The organism is Nitrospirillum goiasense (assembly GCF_034427435.1).
GTDB lineage: Bacteria > Pseudomonadota > Alphaproteobacteria > Azospirillales > Azospirillaceae > Nitrospirillum.
Window position 1 is genome coordinate 681,304 of record NZ_JAXQNP010000004.1, and the last position, 20,452, is coordinate 701,755.

The following is a 20,452-nucleotide window of genomic DNA, read 5'->3' on the forward strand; positions in this document are numbered from 1 at the left end:
AGCTACACCATCGCCGAGGTGGGCGGCGCCCTGAGCACCAGCGGCCTGACCGCCGCCGCCAGCGGCTTCAGCGCCACCCTGGGCACCGGCGCCAACGGTGCCGCCACCGACCTGCTGCTGACCCTGCTCAGCGACTATGTCGGCGGCACCCTGGGCACGCTCAGCAACACCGGCACCATCAACGCCGCCACGGCGGTGCTGATCACCAGCGCCGGCAGCCTGGGCACCCTGGCCAACAGCGGTGCCATCATCGGCAACGTGGTCAACAACAGCGCCAATGACCTGGTGATCGTGGGCGGCAGCAACGGCGCGGTGGGCAGCTTCTCGGGCGGCACCATCCGCAACAGCCTGAGCAACCTGGCCTTCGCGTCGGGGGCCGTCAGCCTGGCCGACGCCATCGACGCCACCGGCCACACCGTCAGCAACAGCGGCGCCAGCCTGACCCTGGCCAGCGACGTCAGCATCAGCGGCGCCTACAGCCAGACGGCCGGCACCTTGGCCGTGGCCGGCCATGTCCTGAGCGTCAGCGACGCGGCGCAGGTGACGGGCGGCGTGGTCAATGCCGGCCTGGCGGGCACCGCCAACTACCTGGTGGGCGACAGCGTCACCCTGATCCGGGGCGGCACTGGCTCCACCTATACCGGCGCCACCGTGACCAGCGGTCTGACCGGCCTGGACGCCACCGGCAGCACCAGCGGCAGCACCCTGCTGGCCGTGGCGGGCAACGACTACATCGGCGCCAGCCTGGCCACCCTCGCCGTCACCGGCACGCTGGCCAACACGGCGGGCGGCGCCACGGCACTGTACATCGCCAGCACCGGCACCCTGGGCAGCCTGGCCAACAGCGGCGCCGTCAGCGGCAACGTGGTCAACCAGTCGGCGCGGGATCTGACGATTACCGGTGGCAGCGGCACGGTGGTGGGCAGCTTCAGCGGCGGCACCATCCGCAACACCGGTGCCAACGTGGTGTTCGCCTCGGGTGCGGTCGCCCTGGGCGACCAGATCGACGTGGGCGGCACGCACACGGTCAGCAACATCGGGGCGGCCCTGGCCCTGACCACGGATGTGGGTGTCAACGGCACCTACGCCCAGAGCGCGGGCAGCCTGGCCGTGGGCGGCCATGTGCTGACGGTCAGCGGCCCGGCGCTGGTCAGCGGCGGCACGGTCAATGCCGGGATCGGCGGCGCCGGCAACTATTTCGTCGGCGACAGCGTGACCATGATCCAGGGTGGGGCGGGCTCGTCCTACACCGGGGCCGTGGTCACCAGCGGCCTGACCGGCCTGGACGCCACCGGGGCCACCAGCGGCACCAGCCTGCTGGCGGTCGCGGGCAACGACTACATCGGCGCCAGCCTGAACACGCTGAACGTCACCGGCACGCTGGCCAATACCGCCGGCGGCGCCACGGCGCTGTACATCGCCAGCACCGGCACCCTGGGCAGCCTGGCCAACAGCGGTGTCCTCATCGGCAACGTGGTCAACCAGTCGGCACGGGATCTGACGATTACCGGTGGCAACGGCACGGTAGGCCGCTTCACCGGCGGCACCATCACCAACACCGCCAGCAACGTGGTGTTCGCCAGCGGCGCCATCAGCCTGGGCGATGCCCTCAATGTGGCGACGCACACGGTCAGCAACGCCGGCGCCAGCCTGACCCTGGCCAGCAATGTCGGCATCACGGGCAACTTCGCCCAGAGCGGCGGCACGCTGGCCACGGGCGGCCATGTCCTGACCGTCAGCAATGCTGCCAATGTGACGGGCGGCGTGGTCGACGCCGGCCTGACGGGCACCGCCAACTATCTGGTGGGCGACAGCGTCACCCTGATCCAGGGCGGCACCGGCTCCACCTACACCGGCGCCACGGTCACCAGCGGCATCACCGGCCTGTCGGCCACCGCGCTGACCAGCGGCAGCAACCTGCTGGCGGCGGCGGGCAACGACTACATCGGCGCCAGCCTGGCCAGCCTGGCGGTCACCGGCACGCTGGCCAACACCACCGGCGGCGCCACGGCGCTGTACATCGCCTCGACCGGCACGCTGGGCGCCTTGGCCAACAGCGGCACCATCAGCGGCAATGTGGTGAACCTCAGCGCCAACGACCTGGTGGTCACGGGCGCTGCCACGACCACGGCGCCGGGCGTGTTCACCGGCGGCACCATCGACAACCGCCTGTCCAACCTGCGCTTCACCAGCGGCGCGGTGCGGCTGGCCGACGCGGTCAACGTGAGCGGCCACAGCGTGGTCAACAGCGGGGCCACCCTGCTGGTGACCAGCGCTGTGAACATCACCGGCGGCTACAGCCAGACGGCCGGCGGCCTGGTGATCGGGGCCACGTCGCAGACCAGCTACGGCAACCTGGTGATCAGCGGCAGCGCCAGCCTGACGGGCGGGTCGGTGACGCTGCAGGGGGCGGGCGGCAACGCCCTGCAGGCCGGCACCTACACCATCGCGGCGGCGGGCAACGGGCTGAGCCTCAGCGGCGTCAGCTTCAGCGCCACCGGCTACACCGTGACCAGCGACGTGGTGACGGTGGGGAGCAACACGGACCTGGTGGTGAAGGTGGCGGGCACCGCCACCAACTACACGGCGGTGGGCACCGCCCAGGGTGGTGCCGCGGTGGGCACGGGCTCGGCCCTGGACCAGATCGCGGCGCTGGCCAGCAGCAGCATCACCACCAACGCCCAGGTGGCGGCCTTCCAGCAGCAGGTGCTGGCGCCCTTGGCCACCCTGACGCCGGCGGCCAAGCAGGTGGCGGTGGCGCAGCTGTCGCCCAGCCAGCTGACGCCGCAGCTGACGGCTACCTCGGTCACGCCCACCACCACGGCCATCAGCCAGCACCAGGAGACGGTGGCCAGCCTGATGGACGGCAGCGAGAAGGGTGCCGCCGCCGGCTCCAACGGGCGCGAGGGCGTGATCTGGGGCGAGGTCGTGGGCGCCGGCGTGCTGCGCGGCACGACGACGGAGGCCGCGGGCTACCGCGCCAGCAGCTCCGGCGTGGTGCTGGGCGCCGACTGGTTCGCCAGCGATGAGGTCATGGCCGGCCTGGCCTTCAGCTGGATCAACAGCGCCTCGGTCGGCCAGGGCGTCATGGCCGGCAGCCTGACGCGGGTGGGCAGTTACCAGCTGACCGCCTACAGCGTCTGGCGTCCGGACTTCGCCGACCAGAAGCTGTCGGTCGAGGGCCAGGTGGGCTTCGGCTACAACCACTTCGACCAGCGCCGCGACATCGCCTTCCTGGGCGCCCGCGCCAACGCCAACTATGGCGGCGAGCAGTACCTGGGCAAGGTGACGGTGGGCTATGACCTGCCGCAGCAGGGGGCGTTCACCTTCACGCCGCAGTACAGCCTGCGCTTCGTGCGCCTGGTGAACCATGCCTACCAGGAACACGACGCGGGTCCGGCCAACCTGAAGGTGGACACGCTGGGCACCAACGCCCTGACGCAGGAGCTGGGCGTGAAGGTGGACACGCAGTGGAACACGGGCTTCGGCACGCTGCTGCCCGACCTGCGGGTGGCCTGGGTGCACGACTTCCGCGATGCCCCCATCCCCACCACGGGCGTGCTGGCCGGCGTCGCCTTCGCCAGCACCACCGGCCGGGTCAACACCGACGGCCTGGCCGTCAACCTCGGCACCACCTTGCAGCAGAGCGACAACTTCAGCCTGCGCCTGGAATACAACGGCGAATACCGCCGCGATTACCAGAGCCACGGCGGCGTCCTGCGCGCCAGCTGGAACTTCTGAGCCCGGTCATCCTGATCGGAACCAAGCCCCGCCGGAGCGATCCGGCGGGGCTTTTTCCTGGCATTTTCGAAGAGCCCGGACATTTCGCCGCGCCCGGGGACCCTCGCGCGCGCCTCGGGTGTTCCTCCCCCGCCACAGCAGCAGGAGGGACCAATGAGCGCAACCGTCGCCGACATCATCGTCGAAACCCTGGCCGCCGCCGGCGCCCGGCGCTGTTACGGCGTGGCCGGGGATACCCTGAACCATATCACCGACGCCATCCGTCGCAGCGACATGCGCTGGATCCATGTGCGGCATGAGGAGGCGGGCGCCATGGCAGCGGGGGCCGACGCGCTGCTGACGGGTGAGCTGGCCTTGTGCGCCGGATCGTGCGGGCCCGGCGGCCTGCATTTCATCAACGGCCTGTACGAAAGCCACCGCAACCGCGCGCCCGTGGTCCTGATCGCCAGCCAGATCACCCGCGACGAATTGGGTTTCGACTTCCCGCAGGAGGTGGACTTCAAGGCCGTGTACAGCGTGGCCAGCGTCTTTTGCGAGGAGATCCGCACCCCCACCCAGGCGCGGCGCATGACGGCCATGGCGGCGCAGGCCGCCCTGACCAAGCGGGGCGTGGCCGTGCTGATCGTGCCTGTGGACGTCTCCAGCGCCGACGCGCCCGATGAACCCGCCTTCGCCGCCCACCACCCCCGGCCCGTGGTCCGCCCCAGCGACGCCGAGCTGGACCGCATGGCTGAGCTTTTGAACGCCGGCGGCAAGATCGCCATCTATGGCGGCGCGGGATGCGAGGACGCGCATGACCAGGTCGTTGCGTTAGCGGAACGGTTGCAGGCGCCGGTGGCACGCACCTCCCGTGCCAAGGATTTCCTGGAGCCGGCCAACCCCTATGATGTGGGCATGACCGGCATCTTCGGCACAGCCGGCGGCTATCAGGCGCTGATGGACTGCGACACCCTGTTGCTGCTGGGCTGCGACTTCGCCTGGCGGCAATACTATCCGCACAAGGCGACCATCATCCAGGTGGATATCGATGGCACCCACCTGGGTCGCCGCCATCCCGTGGACCTGGGCGTTGTGGGTGACGTGCGGACCACGCTGGACGCCCTGCTGCCGCGCCTGGCCCCCCGAGAGGATAGAACCTTCCTGAACGCGGCGCTGGACCATGCCGCCAAGGCCGATGCCAAGCTGGAGAAACGGGCCGTGGCAGGCGACGGCGCCACCATCCACCCGCAATACTTGACGGAAACGGTGGCCCGCCACGCCAATACCGATGCGGTTTTCACCGCCGATGGCGGATCACCCATGGTGTGGTGCCTGCGTCATGTGCCCGCCACCGGGCAAAACCGCACCGTCGTCAGCCTCTGTCATGGCACCATGGCCAACGCCATGCCCCAGGCCTTGGGCGCCCAAGCCGCCTTCCCCAACCGCCAGGTCATCTCCCTGTCCGGTGACGGGGGCCTGTCCATGCTGATGGGCGACCTGCTGACCTCGGTGCAGGAAAACCTGCCCATCAAGGTGGTGGTGTACAACAACGGTTCCCTGGGCTTCGTGGAACTGGAACAGAAGGTCGAGGGCCTGTTGGACGCCTACACCGACCTGAAGAACCCGGACTTCGCGCGGGTAGCGGAGGCGATGGGCCTCTGGGGGCGCCGCGTGGAACGGCCACAGGGGCTGGACAACGCTGTGCGCGACTGGCTGGCGACCCCCGGCCCCGCCCTGCTGGATGTGAAGGTCGACCGCTATGAACTGGTGATGCCCCCCAAGGTGGAAATGGCCCAGGTGATGGGCACCGCCCTCTATTCCGTCAAGGGTATCCTGGCCGGCCGGGGAAGCGAGGTGTTCGAGCTGCTCGAGGGGGCGATGCGCCCCTGACCTGAATCGAGCACCGACGCACCCAAAGGTTGATTGCCACCGGTTGGTCACAGGCCGGCCGGTGGCGCAGCACCTACTATCGCAGGCAGGGAGCAACGCCGTAAACAAGGCCACCGCCACCAGCCGCGCCCACCCGCGCCTTCTTTGAAAGACGACCCGATTTCCGACCACGCTGCTTACACCAGCGCGGTCGCCGCACGCGCGCCTGTCCGGCCTGGAACCCTGTGGCGCCCTCCCCGCGTCAGCCCGCCACCGGCACCATCAGCGACACGGTCGCCGGCGTCACCACCTTCCCCGGCTATGCCGGCGTCTATGTCGGCGGGCTGGTGGGGCAGAACCTGGGCCTGGTCAGCAACAGCTACGCCACCGGCGCCATCAGGGACAGCGGCTACGGCAGCTATGGTCTGGGCGGGCTGGTCGGTTCCAACAGCGGCACCATCACGAACAGCTATGCCACCGGCGACGTCTTCAATGCGCCGGAAAGCGGCGCCATCGGCGGCCTGGTGGGCACCAACAACGGCCTGATCAGCCACAGCTACGCCACCGGCGCCGTCAACGCCCAGGCCGACAACGCCGTCGGTGGCCTGGTGGGCACCAACAACGGCACGGTCACCGACAGCCGCAGCAGCGGCAGCATCTCGGGCCTGAGCATCGTCGGCGGCCTCATTGGCAACAACAGCGGCACGGTGGTGAACAGCGGCAGTGTCAGCGACATCCTGACCAGCGACCCGCCCTACTACGCCGGCCTGCTGATCGGCTACCAACACACCAGCGGCACCATCGTCAACAGCGCCGGCACGGGCACTATGACCACCGGCACCATCGTCGGCGGCTCCACCGCCCAGATCGGGGGCACCGGGTTCTGAACCAGCGGCAAAATCCCTTGAAGGGCCGGCTCATCGGGCAAGGGGCCGGCCCTTCCCAGGCCACGGCGATAAAACGCCGTCAGGCAGGGGCGGGTGCCGTGATCACCGGTGCCGTGAACTGGGCGATGTCGGCCAATCCCAAGGCCTGTTCGATGTCCGCGATCTGGTGGGCCGCGTCGTCAAACCCGTCCTTGCCGAATTGCTGGTGCTCGATCTCCTCGAACTTATCCCCCATCTCCTCCAGTTCGTGCCCCGATAGGGCCTGTTTCCAGGCCGTGAAGACCACGGTGTCCTCATGGGCGGCATGGACCCGGTACATGTGGACCAGGGTTTCCATGGCGCGCGCCATCGGTTCCCGCTCGGCTACGCCGATCGTCCCCCTGCCGGTCACGCCCAGGATATAGTCCGTGATCTCCCGCCCGCGCTGGTGCTGCGCCGTCAGCACGTCCGCATAGGCGGCCACCGGACCCTGGAGCTTGCGGATCGCCGGGAAGATATGGGCCTCCTCCAACAGGCGCTCGTGGTAATCCTCGCCGAACGTGCGGAACAGCATCGCCGCGCGGCGGAGCGCCCCGGCATCCACCAGTGCCGCACCATCCCGTAGCCGGGTGGTGGCCTCGGTATAGGCGAACAGGGCGCGGCGCAGGATGCCGTGTTCCCGCATCAAATCCTCGACAGCACCGACATCCTTCTCGCCCCCGCACCCGGTCAAGGCCAAGCCCGTGGCTGCAACCATGCCGCCGGAACCGAGGTGCAGGAAAGTGCGGCGGCTCTGATCCGGGGTATTCATGGGCACCTTCCCTTCGCTGAAGCCCGCGCCGGCGGGCCCACCCTGCGCACAGGCACCGCACGCAGACGACGATACGCCGCAGAACATCGCTTGCCGGCCATGGTTCCACACCTTCCCGGGAAGGAAGTGGCGAATGATTTGGCGACCAAAGCGCCTCTGCCGCGTGTCGCCGCATCATGAAGCCACCCTGCGGTTTTTCTGCAACGGATTCTGATAATCACTCTCAGCAACCGTTGACAGGCCTCTGATCAGCAAATAAGAGTCGCTCGCAATCTTAACGAACGATATAACCGCGGGACCCCGAAATGGGTGCCATGCGGGAGCCAATCATAAGCGTGGCATAAGGTGGGGACCGTAATGTCGAGCAAGCGTACCATCATCATCGCCAGCCGGGCCAAGGCGCCCCGCACGCTGGCGCGCACCGCCCTGGGCCTGGCCAGCGTCGGCCTGGCGGGCGGCACCCTTCTTTCGCTGGACGCGCAGGCGCAGACCGCCGCCGCCCAGACGTCCCAAGCCGCCCCGGCGCAGCAGCAGGGCGGCACCGTCCAATTGCCCACCCTGTCGGTGCAGGACCAGGACGCCGCCGCGGCGCCGGATTACCGCACCGAACGGTCGGCCAACGTGAAGCTGACGGAAAAGCTGCTGGACACCCCGCAGTCGGTCAGCGTCATCTCCAGCCAAGAGATGAAGGACCAGGGCGTCACCACCCTGCGCGACGCCCTGCGCAACGTCGCCGGCATCAGCCTGGCGGCGGGTGAAGGCGGTGCCCAGGGCGACAGCCTGACCCTGCGCGGCTTCAGCGCCCGCTCCGACATCTTCCTGGACGGCCTGCGCGATTTCGGCAGCTATTACCGCGACAGCTTCAACTACCAGTCGGCCGAGGTGCTGAAGGGCCCGGACAGCGCCATGTTCGGCCGCGGCTCCACCGGCGGCACCATCAACCAGGTGAGCAAGACGCCCACGCTGGAATCCATCACCGCCGGCACCGCCACCCTGGGCACCGATGGCATGAAGCGCCTGACGGCCGACGTGGACCGGGCGCTGGACGCCACCACGGCCGTGCGCATGAACGCCATGGGCACCAGCAGCTTCGTCACCGGCCGCGACGGCGCCAAGAACGAACGCTATGGCTTCGCCCCCTCCGTATCGTTTGGCATCGGCACGCCCACCCGCGTCACCATCAGCTATCTGCACCAGTCCGAGAACGACCGGCCGGACTATGGCATCCCCTTCCTGCTGGGCAAGCCGGCGCCGGTGGATTACCGCACCTACTACGGTTTCCAGAGCGATTACCTGAAGACTGACGCCAATGTCGTGACCGCCGACGTGCAGCACGACCTGACGTCCGGTATCACCCTGGAAAACCAGTTCCGCTACGGCAATTACTACCGCAACGTCCGCATCACCGAGCCGCAGTTGGTGAACGCCAACGTGACGCCGGCCACGGTCGGCCCACTGTCGGGCGTGGCCATCAAGCGCAACGCCATCACGGCGCGCAGCGTGGAAACCACCCTGGACGACCAGGCCACGGCCTCGGCCCGGTTCAACACCGGCTTCCTGGAGCACCACCTGGTGGCGGGCGTGGAGCTGTCGCGTGAAACCTCGGACCCGACGCGCACCACCTGGAGCGGGGTGCCCACCACCACCCTGCTGAACCCGAACGAGTACCAGGCCTTCGCCGGCACGCCCACCATCTCGTCCCGCGTCAGCACCACCGTGGACACGGTGGCGGTGTTCGCCATCGACACCATCAAGTTCAGCGAGCAATGGTCGCTGGTCGGCGGCATCCGCTACGACCACCTGGACACGGATTACAAGCAGACCGTGGCCCCGGCCGCCGCCTTCTCCCGCACCGACAGCCTGCCGTCCGGCCGCGCCGCCCTGGTGTTCAAGCCCACGCCGGAAAGCAGCGTCTACGCCAGCTTCGGCACCTCGTTCAACCCGTCGGCCGAGCAGCTGTCGCTGTCCGCCGCCACGGCCAACCTCGACCCGGAAAGCAACAAGACCTATGAGGTCGGCGGCAAGGTCGACCTGCTGCATGACGCCCTGAGCGTCCGCGCCGCCCTGTTCCAGACGGAAAAGGACAACGCCCGCGTCACCGACCCCAACAACTCCACCCTGAACGTCCTGGGCGGCGACCAGAAGGTGCAGGGCGCCGAGATCGAGGTGACCGGCCACATCACCGACGCCTGGCAGGTCAGCAGCAGCTACGCCTACATGGACGGCTGGGTCATCAAGTCGACCACGTACAGCCAGGTGGGCCGCGCCCTGGCCAACGTGCCGCACCACACCTTCAGCCTGTGGTCCACCTATCAGCTGACCCACGACCTGCAGATCGGCGGCGGCGCCAACGCGGTGTCGCAGCGGGTGGGCAGCTCCAGCCCGGTGGCGGCCACCAACCTGATCAACACCGTGCCCGGCTATTGGACCTTCAGCGCCATGGCCAAGTACGACATCACGGAAAAGATCAGCATCCAGGCCAACATCACCAACCTGCTGGACCGGGACTACATCGACCAGATCCACCCCGCCCACCTTGTCCCGGGCGAGGGGCGGACGGCGCAGGTCACCCTGAACGTCGCTTTCTGATCAACCTCTTAACTCAAGAATCCTCCAAGGCGGCACCATGCTTCTTCATATCCCCGGCGTCCTGACTGTGGAGCAAGTGGCCTGGTGCCGCCGACAGATGGAAACCGCCGACTGGGTGGACGGCCGCGTCACGGCCGGCCACCAGTCGGCCATGACCAAGAACAACGCCCAGATCCCGGCCGAGCATCCGGCGGCCCGGGCCATGGGCGACATGATCCTGGCGGCGTTGGAAAAGAACGCCCTGTTCCTGTCGGCGGCCCTGCCGCTGAAGGTGTTCCCGCCGCTGTTCAACCGCTATGCCGGGGGCCAGTCCTTCGGCATCCATGTGGACAACGCCATCCGCCAGATCCCCGGCACGCCGCACCGGGTGCGCACCGACCTGTCCGCCACCCTGTTCCTGGCCGATCCCGAGGAATACGACGGCGGGGAACTGCTGGTGGAGGACACCTATGGTGAGCATGAGGTGAAGCTGCCGGCCGGGGACATGGTGCTGTACCCGTCCACCAGCCTGCACCGGGTGGCGCCGGTGACACGGGGCGCCCGCATCGCCTCGTTCTTCTGGATGCAGAGCATGGTGCGCGACGATGGCGAACGCACCCTGCTGTTCGATCTGGACACGACCATCCAGGATTTGAACCGCGAGGCTGCCGGCCAGCCGGCGGTGGTGCGCCTGACCGGCATCTATCACAACCTGCTGCGCCGCTGGGCGGAGGCCTGACGCCATGATGAAGACGCTGCGTTTCCTGCACCTGTGGGTGGGCCTGATCCTGGGCCTGCCCCTTTTGGCATTGGGGCTGTCGGGCACCGTGCTGGTGCTGGAGCCTGAATTGCGCGGGCTGTTCACCCCGTCGCCGGCGGCGACGGCCGATACTGGCGCCGCGCACAGCGTGGCCGAGGTGGTGGCCGCCGCCGCGGCCGTGGCCCCGCCCGGCGCCAAGCCGGCCACCTATACCGCCGCCACCGAACCGGGCGGCACGGCCACCGTGCGCTTCCAGGCTCCGCGCCGCGGGCCCAACGGCGATGGCGGCGGGCGGCCCGCCGGCGAGGCGCGCGGCCCCTCCCAGAATGGCCCTTCCCAGAATGGCCCGGCCCAGGGCGGACCGCAGCGGGGTCCGCAGGGCCCCGGCGGCGGGATGCCGGGCATCAGCGTCCACATCGACCCCGTCACCCTGGCGGTGGTGCGCACCCCCGGCCTCGACGCCACCATCGGCTGGTTCCACCGCCTGCACGGCAACCTGCTCATCCAGGACCGCAGCGGCCGCGACCTGGTGGGCTACCTGGGCATCGTCATGTCGGCGCTGGGCCTCACCGGCCTGGTGCTGTGGTGGCCCCGGCCCGGCCAGTGGCGCCAGGCCTTCATCGTGCGCAAGGCGGCCAAGGGCGCCCGCTTCCACCGCGAATTGCACGGCGCCGTGGGCATCTGGGGCCTGGTCGTCTTCCTGGTGGTCAGCGTCACCGGCGTGGCCATCGCCTTCCCCCAGACCATCGCCGCCGGCGTGGGATCGCTGCTGCCCATGGCGGCGCAGACCCAAGGCTTCGCCGTGCCCAAGGTCACACCGCAGGAGGGCGGGGAGCCCGCCGGCGTGGATGAGGCCGTGGCCATCGCCCTGGCGGCTTCTCCCCGGCCCGGCCTGGCGCTGCGCTCCGCCAGCCTGCCGCAAAGCCCGGACCAGGCCATCCGCGTGGTGCTGGCCCCGCCCGGCGGCGCCATGACCAGCACCGTCACCCTGATGGTCGACCCCTGGGCCCGCCAGGTGGTGGAGGTGCGCGACCCGTCCGCCCAGCCCGCCGGCAACAAGGTCACCGGCTGGATGCGCCCCCTGCACGAGGGTGAGGGGCTGGGCTCCCTCTATCGCGTCCTGGTGGCGCTGAGCGGGCTGCTGCCCCTGCTGTTCGCCATCACCGGCACCTCCATGTGGTGGATCAAGCGGCGGAACCGCAAGGCCGGGGCGGCGCGGGCCGCCGCCATCCTGCAATCCGCCGCGGAATGAGCATGAGCAACCGACACACGACACGCGCGGCCAGGGGCGCCGCGTCCTTGAAAAGGGGCACGATCATCATGGCAAACACCTTGCTTAAGCGGGCGCTGAAGCGGGCGGCCGCCGGCCTGACGGCGGCGCTGTGCCTGGCCGCCACGGGCGCGCTGGCCCAAAGCGCCCCGGACGGGGCCGCCCGCGTGGCGGCGGCGGTGCCGCACGACCTGTCGGCCATGGGCATGTTCATGAACGCCGACGGCGTGGTGAAGGCGGTCATCCTGGGCCTGCTGGCCGCGTCCGTCGTCACCTGGACCATCCTGCTGGCCAAGGGCCTGGAGCTGCGCGCCGCGCGCGGCCGCCTGCAAGGCTCGCTGGACAAGCTGGACGATGCCGTCAGCCTGGACGTGGCGGCCAGCCAACTGACCGGCGCGGGCGACGCCCTGGCCCAAGCCTTCGCCCGCGCGGCGACGGCGGAGCGCGCGCTGTCCGAGGGCCTGCCGGCGGAGGGCGTGAAGGAGCGCGTGATCCTGCGGCTGGAGCGGCTGGAGGCCAAGGCCCGCCGCGCCATCGTGCGCGGCACCGGCATCCTGGCCACCATCGGCGCCACCGCCCCCTTCGTCGGCCTGTTCGGCACGGTGTGGGGCATCATGAACAGCTTCATCGGCATTTCGAAGACGCAGACCACCAGCCTGGCGGTGGTGGCCCCCGGCATCGCCGAGGCGCTGCTGGCCACGGCCACCGGCCTGGTGGCGGCCATCCCGGCGGTGGTGGTCTACAACGTCTTCGCCCGCAAGGTGGATGGGTACCGCGTGCTGCTGGCCGACGTGTCGGCCGCCGTGCTGCGCCTGGTCAGCCGCGACCTGGACCGGGAAGAGGCGGACCGGGAACAGGCCGGCGTCCAGAGCGCCCTGCCCCGCGTCCGCAGCCGCGCGGCGGAGTGAGCCATGGCCGCCCGTCTGTCCCACGGCGGCGATGAGCTGGCCGAAACCCACGAGATCAACGTCACGCCCTTCATCGACGTGATGCTGGTGCTGCTGATCATCTTCATGGTGGCCGCCCCCCTGGCCACCGTGGACGTGCCGGTGGACCTGCCCTCCTCCAACGCGCCGCCCCGGCCGCATCCGGAAAAGCCCGTGACCCTGACCATCCGCGCCGACCTGACCCTGGCGCTGGACGGCGGCGACGTCGCGCGCGACGCCCTGGGCCCCGCCCTGGACCAGGCCACGGGCGGCGACAAGGAGGAGCGCATCACCCTCAGCGCCGACCGCGCCGTGTCCTATGGCGACCTGACGGCGGTGATGAACAGCCTGCGCAGCGCCGGATACCTGAAGGTGTCGCTGGTCGGCCTGGATGGCGGCGGGGCGCCCTGAGCCATGGCGATGGCGCACCCTTCTTCCGACAACCTGGCCCCCCGGGAAACGGCCCCTTATGGCCCAGTGGACGCGGACCCGGCCGGCGGCAACCGCCGCCTGGTCTGGGGCGGCAGCCTGGCCGTGGTGCTGGCCGCCCACGCGCTGGCCCTGCCCTGGCTGATGGCCCGGTCGACGCAGGAGGTGCCGCCCCCGCCGCCGGCGATGCAGATCGACCTGCCGCCGCCGGCCCCGCCCCCGCCGGAACCACCGAAGCCGGAACCGCCCAAGCCCGAGCCGCCCAAACCGGCGCCCCCCAAGCCGACGCCGCCCAAGCCGGTGGCGGTGAAGCCCATCGCCCTGCCGCCGACGCCGGCACCCCCCCAGCCCGCTGAGGTTGCGACGCCGCAACCCGAGCCGCCGCCCAGCACGGCGGTGCAGACCGCCGCACCGCCGGCCCCGCCGGCGCCACCCGTACCGCCCTCCAAGGGGCCGGACACCTATGAGGGCCGGGTGATGGCGCAGCTCTACCGCTTCAAGCGCTATCCCGTACAGGCGCGCCAGCGGCACCAGACCGGCACCGCCCTGCTGCGCTTCACCATCGACCGCTCCGGCCATGTGCTGGCCGCGTCGCTGGACCGCAGCGCCGGCGCCGCCCTGCTGGATGAGGAGACGCTGGCCCTGGTGCGCCGCGCCGATCCCCTGCCCGCCATGCCGGACGACCGCCCGGGGACCACCCTGGAACTGGTGGTGCCGGTGGAGTTCTCGCTGAACTGACGCGTCCGGCGGCGGCGTCCCGGCACCGGACGGACTGCGCGGAAAACACAAGCGGTTGAATCGGCACGGCCGCCCCGCCCCGACCATGGGCGGAGGCGGCGTCATTTCCGTTGCGCGGCGCCGGGGCGCTGGTCAATTATTTTGACCGGAGCACCCGGCCGCCCGCCGGCGGGTGCCCAGGACCATGGCGGACGGGGCCATGGCAGAGGGGACCATGGCATACGGGACATGAAAGACAGCATCCGCCCGGCCAAGCTGGCCGACACCATCGCCGAGCATCTGGAACAGTTGATCGTGGAGGGCAGCCTGCGCCCCGGCGAGAAGCTGCTGCCCGAGCGGGAACTGGCCGTGCGCTTCAACGTCTCCCGCCCCTCCCTGCGTGAGGCGCTGGAGAAACTGGAACAGCGCGGCCTGCTGCAAAGCGGCCGGGGCGGCGCCACCTTCGTCGCCCCCCTGCTGGGCCCCACCTTCACCGAGCCGCTGCACGCCGTGCTGGCCGCCCGGCCCGAGACCACCCTGGACTACCTGGAGTTCCGTACGGAGGTGGAGGGGGCGGCCGCCTACTACGCTGCCCTGCGCGCCACCGACGTGGACCGCGCCCAAATCCAATCCCGGTTCGAGGCCATGGAGGCCGCCCACGGCCTGGATGTGGCCAAGGAGGAGGCGGACGCCGACGCCGATTTCCACCTGGCGGTCTACGAGGCCACCCACAACGTCGTCATCCTGCACATCATGCGCGCCCTGTCCGAGATGCTGCGCCAGGACGTGTTCTTCAACCGCGCCAAGCTGTACCAGCGCACCGGCGTGCGCCAACTGCTACTGAGCCAGCACCGCGCCCTTTACGACGCCATCATGAAGGGCGACCCGGCGTCAGCCCGCGCGGCGGCGGAGGCGCACATCAACTTCATCCGTGACGCTCTGGTTGAAATTTCGCGCGCGGATGCTAGGCTGGAAGCGTCGTTGAGGAGGATTGCGGGTGGGGATATCGTGGCGGAAAAATAAATACATCAGTTGATATATCTTTAAATTTTCTTCTCATTTCGCAATTAAAACAAAATAATAGGCATTAAAAATGTCGAAGATTACCCGCAATGAACTATTCAGACTGGCTGCAAAAAAGTTACGCGCAGACTTTGTTGAGGCAAAAGCAGTTCCTCACAATGGATTGCGAGGTAGCGAATTAGAGGAAGTTGTGAAAAATTTCTTTAAGGAAAAGATACCTAAAAGATTTGACGTTGCTGGTGGCATTATCATTGACCAGCTCGATCAAACATCAAAACAATCAGATATAATAATTTATGACTCCTTAAATTGTCCATCATATAGGGCATCAAATTCCGCGTCAATTATCCCGAGCGATAATGCGGCAGTTGTTATTGAAGTGAAGGCGAAGATAGATAAGCAAAAATTAAGAGAAGCATTTGAACATGCCAGATCAGTAAAATCTCTAGCAAAAACGGCTTATTCAGAAACATCTTCATTTGTTACTACCCAGACGATGTTCTGCTTATTTGCATTCGATACGCCATTAAAGCTTAATAAGATTTTGGAACACTACCGGGAAATGATAGTCGAATTTGGGATAGGTTACCATATTGATGTGATAATGATATTAGATAAAGGGGTTATAACTCTAGCTGGGAAGATTGACAACATACAGCCGTGGACAACACTAATGCTTCAGGGATTCGGCGGGCCCAAAAGCGAAGGAACGCATATTGCTGCGTCTGCAGTCGATGCAGGGGAAAATAGCCTTGATATGTTATTTCGCTATATTCTCGTACACCTAATGCATTTTAGAGCCATGACTGGGCACCCGGGATTTGACTGGAAAAAAGACAATAAGGAATTTCAAATGGCCATTAGTTACATAACTTCCATAACCCACGAAAATGAACCAGCTAGACGCAATGAAATACTACGACAATACCAAGAAAAAGCTATTGCGGATTTAGAAATAATCGATACAAACACACCAAACATGAAACAATAGATTGCCGTAATTTGCGGAAAAATTCTTTAAAACTTAAAAAAATTCAGAGCTAGAAATATTTTTAGTATTAATTTTTTTTAAAAATTGCCCACACGAAATAATATCACGATATCAATTTATATATTTATTTAATATTGCCATTTCCATCATTTGTTTAAATAACAAAATACAGGAGCCCATCCATGAGCAAACTGACCATCTACTTCATACGCCACGCCGAAAAGCCCGAGGGTGACTGGCCCGGTCCTGGCCTGACCCTGGAGGGCGCGAAGGACAAGGAGTCCCTGGTCATCCGCGGCTGGCAGCGGGCGGGGGCTTGGGCGGCGCTGTTCGGGGCGGGGCTGGACAAGGATTATGACACGCCGCAGGCGGTCTATGCCGCCACCCCCGGCACGGTGGCGAACAAGGGGCCCAGCAAGCGGCCGTTCGAGACGGCCACGCCGCTGGCGGCGCGGCTGGGGCTGGAGGGGCCCAACACCACCTATGGCAAAGGGCAGGAGGCCGACTTGGTCAAGGAGCTGCTGACCCTGTCCGGCGTGGTGCTGGTGTGCTGGGAACACCAGGCCATCGTGGAGAGCATCATCCCCCTGCTGCCCGTCCGCCGGGGCAAGCCGCCCACGGTCTGGCCGGAGGACCGCTTCGACGTCGTGCTGCGCTTCAAGCGCAAGGACGGCGGCAAGGGCGGCAAAAGTGACGGCTTCGCCTTCAAGGAGATGTATCCCCGCCTGCTGGCCGGTGACAGCGACACGCCCCTGTGACGGCGGGCGCCCTTTGGCCCGCGCCTCCGGGGTGGCCTGGCCGGTAGGCCCGGGGCGTCTTTCCCGCCCCGGGCCACCAGGGTCGATCAGCCGATCGCCTTGAAACCGATGAAGCCGTTCTGGGCGTCGAACATATAGCTCCAGCTGTTCAGGGGGCAGCGCCCGACATTGACGCGGGGGAAGTTGTTGTTCTGCTGCGGCTGCGCGGCGGCGGTGTGGTGTTCCGGCGCCGGCTTTAAGCCGGGGGGCAGCAGCTCGGGCGGAAAGTTCCCGGAAAGCGGCGGCAGCTTGGTCGGCCCCTGGGGTTGCGGCATGGTGGAGGTGTAGGTCGGCGGGCCCATGTACAGGGTCGGCCCCGTGGGACCCGCCTCCCCCGCCGTCGGCGCCACGCCCACCGTCCATTCATAACTGATGCCGTCGGACGAGGAGGCCCCGGCCGGGAAGGTGACCGACAGCGTGGTGCCGGGCGCGAAGAACCACTGGCCGGCGCCGGCGTTGTATTGGCCCAGGGCGGTCGGCGGCAGCGGGTTTCCGGTCGGCAACATGACGTCATTGGGCATGGCGATCAGCACTTGGTTGATGCCGGTGTCCAATTCGAAGCAGAGCGGATAAGCGGGGGCGGAGGCGGAGTCGGGGGCGATGAGGGCACCGGGAGGCACACCCGGCGGGGTGATCTGCAAGGTGGCGGGTGGCACCGTCCAGCAGGCGGTGTCCTGCGGCTGCCCATCCCGGCTGGTGGGGCTGGAGGGGAACGGCGGGGTGAACGTCACATCGTTGGTCGGCGTCGGCAATGGGGGCGGGGACACCATGGTCAGGGACGAGCCGATATACCCCTTCATGTTAGAGGTCGTCGTGCCCAGCAGCACGCGTTCGCGGAACAGCGTATAGCCCGGGTCCAGGGGAACCGTGGCATAGCCTGGGGCCGACATCGACGCCTGGAGGAACACGTTGAAGGCCGGGTTCTCCCCCTTGGCGGAAACCCCCATCATGCCGACCGACCCCGGGCACACCAGGACCATGGCATGGGACTCAATGGTGACGGCGACCGGCGTGGCGGAGGAATCCGTGCCGGGGAAGGACACGGGCATATAATACCACTTTCCGGTATGGGAAATGGTGCTGGGATAATAATGCATCGTGTAGACGCCGAAGCACGGATACTTGCCGTCCAGCTCCTCATATCCCTTAAGGTGGAAATCATCCAGTCCGACCACTATGCCGGATGATCCGGTATCCACCTGGAAATTCCTGCCCTTACAGAGGGTTTTCCCGTCACCGATCGTCGGTTTCACATGGATGCCGCTTTTATTAAAATCTTCCATTTTCACTATATTATGGATGATGGCGGGTGTTTTAAGCGAGCTCATCTGAATTCCCCTTTATCTGAAAAGTGGCATGACAACGGGTTGCGGCATCACGAGGACGGCGCGTTGAGAACCAAATGCGGGGGGCCGTGCCAACGGCCCAACCCTATTGGGTGGCAATGGCGATGGTGCCGGCGCAAACCGAAGCGGGTGTCCCGGAGGCGTCGCGGTAATGGATGGTTATATACACTCTTTACGTGATAAAGTATTTAGTATTTGCCATTTATCATAAAAGATCAGAATGGCGCCCTTTCAGCGGGGAATACTCAAAAACGAATGAAATCTTCGCTTTTAGAAATGGCGCCGGTGCCGGGCCCATGGCCGGGAGCATCGCCCTCTTCCCGCCCTGGCGCACCCATGAGAAAAGCCCCGGCGGTCACCCGCCGGGGCTGTCGTACCATGCCTGCGGGCTCGCGCCCTTACTGCGGGATCATGCCGGTGAAGACATAGGCCTGCAGCAGGGTGATGACGCCCACGATGCAGACGAAGAAGATGCTGTGCTTCAGGGTGAAGCGCAGCAGGTTGGCCTCCCGCCCCACCAGGCCCACGGCGGCGCAGGCCACCGCGATGCTCTGCGGGGAGATCATCTTGCCGGTGACGCCGCCGCTGCTGTTGGCGGCGACCAGCAGCAGGTCGGACACGCCGATCTGCTGCGCCGTCGTGGCCTGCAGGGCGCCGAACAGGGCGTTGCTGGAGGTGTCGGACCCGGTGAGGAACACGCCCAGCCACCCCAGGATGGGGGAGAAGAAGGGGAAGCCCTTGCCCGCCTCCGCCAGCATGAGCGCCAGGGTGGCGGACAGGCCGGAGTAGTTGGCGATGTAGGCGAAGGCCAGGACGGAGCCGATGGTGTACATGGGCCACTTCAGTTCCACCACCGTTTCGCCGAAGGTGGCCAGCGCCCGGCCGGGGCCGTAGCGCAGCACGATCATGCTGAGCAGGGCGGAAACCAGGATGGCGGTGCCGGTGGCGGCCACCAGGTCCAGCTTGTACTGCGCGGCATAGGGCGTGGCCTTGGCGACGATGGGCGCCACCTTGGTCACCATGTTGTGCAGGCTGGGCACGTCCACCAGCAACACCGTGTCCACCAGGGCGCCGCCCTTGGCGAACAGGGCCTTGAACGGCTTCAGGCTCCAGATCGTCACGACGGCGGTGAGGATGAGGAAGGGCGACCAGGCCTTGATCACCTGGCCGGCGGTGTAAGCGTGGGCGCCCCGCTCCACCGCCGTTTCCTGGTCCTTGAAGCGGAACACGGTCTTGGGCCTCCAGAACTTCAGGAACACGGTCAGGCAGACCAGGCTGATGAGGGCGGAGATGATGTCCGGCAGTTCCGCCCCGATGTGGTTGGAGGTGAAGTACTGCCCCACGGCGAAGCTGGCGCCCGTCACCAGGATGGCGGGCCAGGTTTCCTTGACGCCCTTGAACCCATCCATGATGAAGACCAGCCAGAAGGGCACGAACACCGACAGGGCCGGCAACTGCCGCCCGGTCATGGCCGCCACCTTGTAGACGTCCAGGCCCGAGACCTGGGCGCCGACGATGATGGGCGTGCCCATGGCGCCGAAGGCCACGGGGGCGGTGTTGGCGATGAGGCAGAGGCCGGCGGCGTACAGCGGGTTGAAGCCCAGCCCGGCCAGGATGGCGGCGGTGATGGCCACCGGGGCGCCGAAGCCGGCCGCCCCCTCCAGGAAGGCGCCGAAGGCGAAGCCCACCATCAGCATCTGCAGGCGCTGGTCCTCGGTGATGGAGATGACGCTGGCGCGGATGACGTCGAACTGCCCTGTCTTCACCGTGATCTTGTACAGGAAGACGGCGGCCACGATGATCCAGGCGATGGGCCACAGGCCGTAGAAAAAGCCGTAGGCCACGGCGGCGATGGCCGACGAGGCCGGCATGCCATAGGCGGCGATGGCGATCACCAGGGCGATCAGCACGGTCAGCGTGCCGGCGACATAGCCCTTCAGCCGCAACACGGCCAGCGCCACCAAGAAGAAAACGATGGGCACCACCGCGACCAGCGCGGACACCACCATGTTCCCAAACGGGTCGTAGACCTGGACCCAAGGCTGCATAGCCTTCCCCCTGTTGTTTGTCGGATCGGCCGGCCGCCCGAACGGGGCGGCGCGCCGCATGGGCACGACCGGGCGGGCAGGATGGGTGCGGACCGTCAGGGCCGGGGGTGGCATCATCCCACGCCGGTACGCCACCGCCCCGCTCATGGACGGTGATGACCTGGCATGGCGCCCCGGCGCCCGGGATCGCGAGCCGCCGGCGCCCGCCGGCTTCCTCACATCTTTCTCAGGCGCTCTTGTCTTCAGGCGTGCCCTGCATCGGACGGGTTCACCCGGACCGATGCCTCCGTGGTCAAATTACTGTACCATGG

At 67.1% G+C, this 20,452-nt stretch carries 14 protein-coding genes; 11 read left to right on the forward strand and 3 right to left on the reverse strand.

Features of this window, described 5'->3' with window-relative positions:
- Positions 1 to 3,894 precede the first annotated feature (3,894 nt).
- Both ULB03_RS24820 and ULB03_RS24825 read left to right on the forward strand, forming a co-directional pair.
- Positions 3,895 to 5,610 carry a thiamine pyrophosphate-dependent enzyme gene (locus ULB03_RS24820; RefSeq protein ID WP_322485758.1) on the forward strand — a complete coding sequence of 572 codons (1,716 nt, stop codon included), beginning with the start codon at positions 3,895 to 3,897 and terminating at the stop codon, positions 5,608 to 5,610.
- 224 nt (positions 5,611 to 5,834) lie between these two features.
- Positions 5,835 to 6,476, forward strand: coding sequence for a GLUG motif-containing protein (locus ULB03_RS24825; protein ID WP_322485759.1), 642 nt, complete (start codon positions 5,835 to 5,837; stop codon positions 6,474 to 6,476).
- A 79-nt stretch (positions 6,477 to 6,555) separates the two neighbouring features.
- Here ULB03_RS24825 and ULB03_RS24830 read toward each other — a convergent pair whose 3' ends face one another.
- Positions 6,556 to 7,266, reverse strand: a complete 711-nt coding sequence (locus tag ULB03_RS24830) for a hemerythrin domain-containing protein (RefSeq protein ID WP_322485760.1) — start codon at positions 7,264 to 7,266, stop codon at positions 6,556 to 6,558.
- 357 nt (positions 7,267 to 7,623) lie between these two features.
- Here ULB03_RS24830 and ULB03_RS24835 point away from each other — a divergent pair, with 357 nt between their 5' ends.
- The 9 genes from ULB03_RS24835 (at position 7,624) to ULB03_RS24875 (ending at position 16,708) form a co-directional block, all read left to right on the forward strand.
- On the forward strand, positions 7,624 to 9,855 hold the full coding sequence (locus ULB03_RS24835) for a TonB-dependent receptor (RefSeq protein ID WP_322485761.1): 2,232 nt from the start codon (positions 7,624 to 7,626) through the stop codon (positions 9,853 to 9,855).
- Positions 9,856 to 9,892: 37 nt separating this feature from the next.
- On the forward strand, positions 9,893 to 10,573 hold the full coding sequence (locus tag ULB03_RS24840) for a Fe2+-dependent dioxygenase (RefSeq protein WP_322485762.1): 681 nt from the start codon (positions 9,893 to 9,895) through the stop codon (positions 10,571 to 10,573).
- A 4-nt stretch (positions 10,574 to 10,577) separates the two neighbouring features.
- Complete coding sequence (locus ULB03_RS24845) at positions 10,578 to 11,846, forward strand: PepSY-associated TM helix domain-containing protein (protein WP_322485763.1); 1,269 nt, start codon at positions 10,578 to 10,580, stop codon at positions 11,844 to 11,846.
- Positions 11,847 to 11,914: 68 nt separating this feature from the next.
- Positions 11,915 to 12,772, forward strand: coding sequence for a tonB-system energizer ExbB (gene exbB / locus ULB03_RS24850; RefSeq protein ID WP_322485764.1), 858 nt, complete (start codon positions 11,915 to 11,917; stop codon positions 12,770 to 12,772).
- A 3-nt stretch (positions 12,773 to 12,775) separates the two neighbouring features.
- Complete coding sequence (exbD, locus tag ULB03_RS24855; protein ID WP_322485765.1) at positions 12,776 to 13,201, forward strand: TonB system transport protein ExbD; 426 nt, start codon at positions 12,776 to 12,778, stop codon at positions 13,199 to 13,201.
- Positions 13,202 to 13,210: 9 nt separating this feature from the next.
- Positions 13,211 to 13,957: an energy transducer TonB gene (locus tag ULB03_RS24860; RefSeq protein WP_322485766.1), complete on the forward strand. Its 747-nt coding sequence runs from the start codon at positions 13,211 to 13,213 to the stop codon at positions 13,955 to 13,957.
- A gap of 228 nt (positions 13,958 to 14,185) precedes the next feature.
- Positions 14,186 to 14,959, forward strand: a complete 774-nt coding sequence (locus tag ULB03_RS24865; protein ID WP_322485767.1) for an FCD domain-containing protein — start codon at positions 14,186 to 14,188, stop codon at positions 14,957 to 14,959.
- Positions 14,960 to 15,029: 70 nt separating this feature from the next.
- A complete protein-coding gene (locus ULB03_RS24870; RefSeq protein WP_322485768.1) occupies positions 15,030 to 15,950 on the forward strand; it encodes a DUF6602 domain-containing protein in 921 nt (306 codons plus the stop codon).
- 182 nt (positions 15,951 to 16,132) lie between these two features.
- Positions 16,133 to 16,708 (forward strand): histidine phosphatase family protein, encoded by a 576-nt coding sequence (locus tag ULB03_RS24875; RefSeq protein ID WP_322485769.1) that lies wholly within the window; start codon positions 16,133 to 16,135, stop codon positions 16,706 to 16,708.
- Between the two features lie 86 nt (positions 16,709 to 16,794).
- Here the strand turns inward: ULB03_RS24875 and ULB03_RS24880 are convergent, their stop codons facing one another.
- Positions 16,795 to 17,946, reverse strand: coding sequence for a hypothetical protein (locus tag ULB03_RS24880; protein WP_322485770.1), 1,152 nt, complete (start codon positions 17,944 to 17,946; stop codon positions 16,795 to 16,797).
- A gap of 545 nt (positions 17,947 to 18,491) precedes the next feature.
- Positions 18,492 to 20,141: a lactate permease LctP family transporter gene (locus ULB03_RS24885; RefSeq protein WP_322485771.1), complete on the reverse strand. Its 1,650-nt coding sequence runs from the start codon at positions 20,139 to 20,141 to the stop codon at positions 18,492 to 18,494.
- Positions 20,142 to 20,452 lie beyond the last annotated feature (311 nt).

Coding starts and splice junctions, on each gene's coding strand:
- ULB03_RS24820 (WP_322485758.1), top strand. CDS start 3,895: ATGAGCGCAACCGTCGCCGACATCATCGTCGAAACCCTGGCCGCCGCC.
- ULB03_RS24830 (WP_322485760.1), bottom strand. CDS start 7,266: ATGAATACCCCGGATCAGAGCCGCCGCACTTTCCTGCACCTCGGTTCC.
- ULB03_RS24835 (WP_322485761.1), top strand. CDS start 7,624: ATGTCGAGCAAGCGTACCATCATCATCGCCAGCCGGGCCAAGGCGCCC.
- ULB03_RS24840 (WP_322485762.1), top strand. CDS start 9,893: ATGCTTCTTCATATCCCCGGCGTCCTGACTGTGGAGCAAGTGGCCTGG.
- ULB03_RS24845 (WP_322485763.1), top strand. CDS start 10,578: ATGATGAAGACGCTGCGTTTCCTGCACCTGTGGGTGGGCCTGATCCTG.
- exbB (WP_322485764.1), top strand. CDS start 11,915: ATGGCAAACACCTTGCTTAAGCGGGCGCTGAAGCGGGCGGCCGCCGGC.
- exbD (WP_322485765.1), top strand. CDS start 12,776: ATGGCCGCCCGTCTGTCCCACGGCGGCGATGAGCTGGCCGAAACCCAC.
- ULB03_RS24860 (WP_322485766.1), top strand. CDS start 13,211: ATGGCGCACCCTTCTTCCGACAACCTGGCCCCCCGGGAAACGGCCCCT.
- ULB03_RS24865 (WP_322485767.1), top strand. CDS start 14,186: ATGAAAGACAGCATCCGCCCGGCCAAGCTGGCCGACACCATCGCCGAG.
- ULB03_RS24870 (WP_322485768.1), top strand. CDS start 15,030: ATGTCGAAGATTACCCGCAATGAACTATTCAGACTGGCTGCAAAAAAG.
- ULB03_RS24875 (WP_322485769.1), top strand. CDS start 16,133: ATGAGCAAACTGACCATCTACTTCATACGCCACGCCGAAAAGCCCGAG.
- ULB03_RS24885 (WP_322485771.1), bottom strand. CDS start 20,141: ATGCAGCCTTGGGTCCAGGTCTACGACCCGTTTGGGAACATGGTGGTG.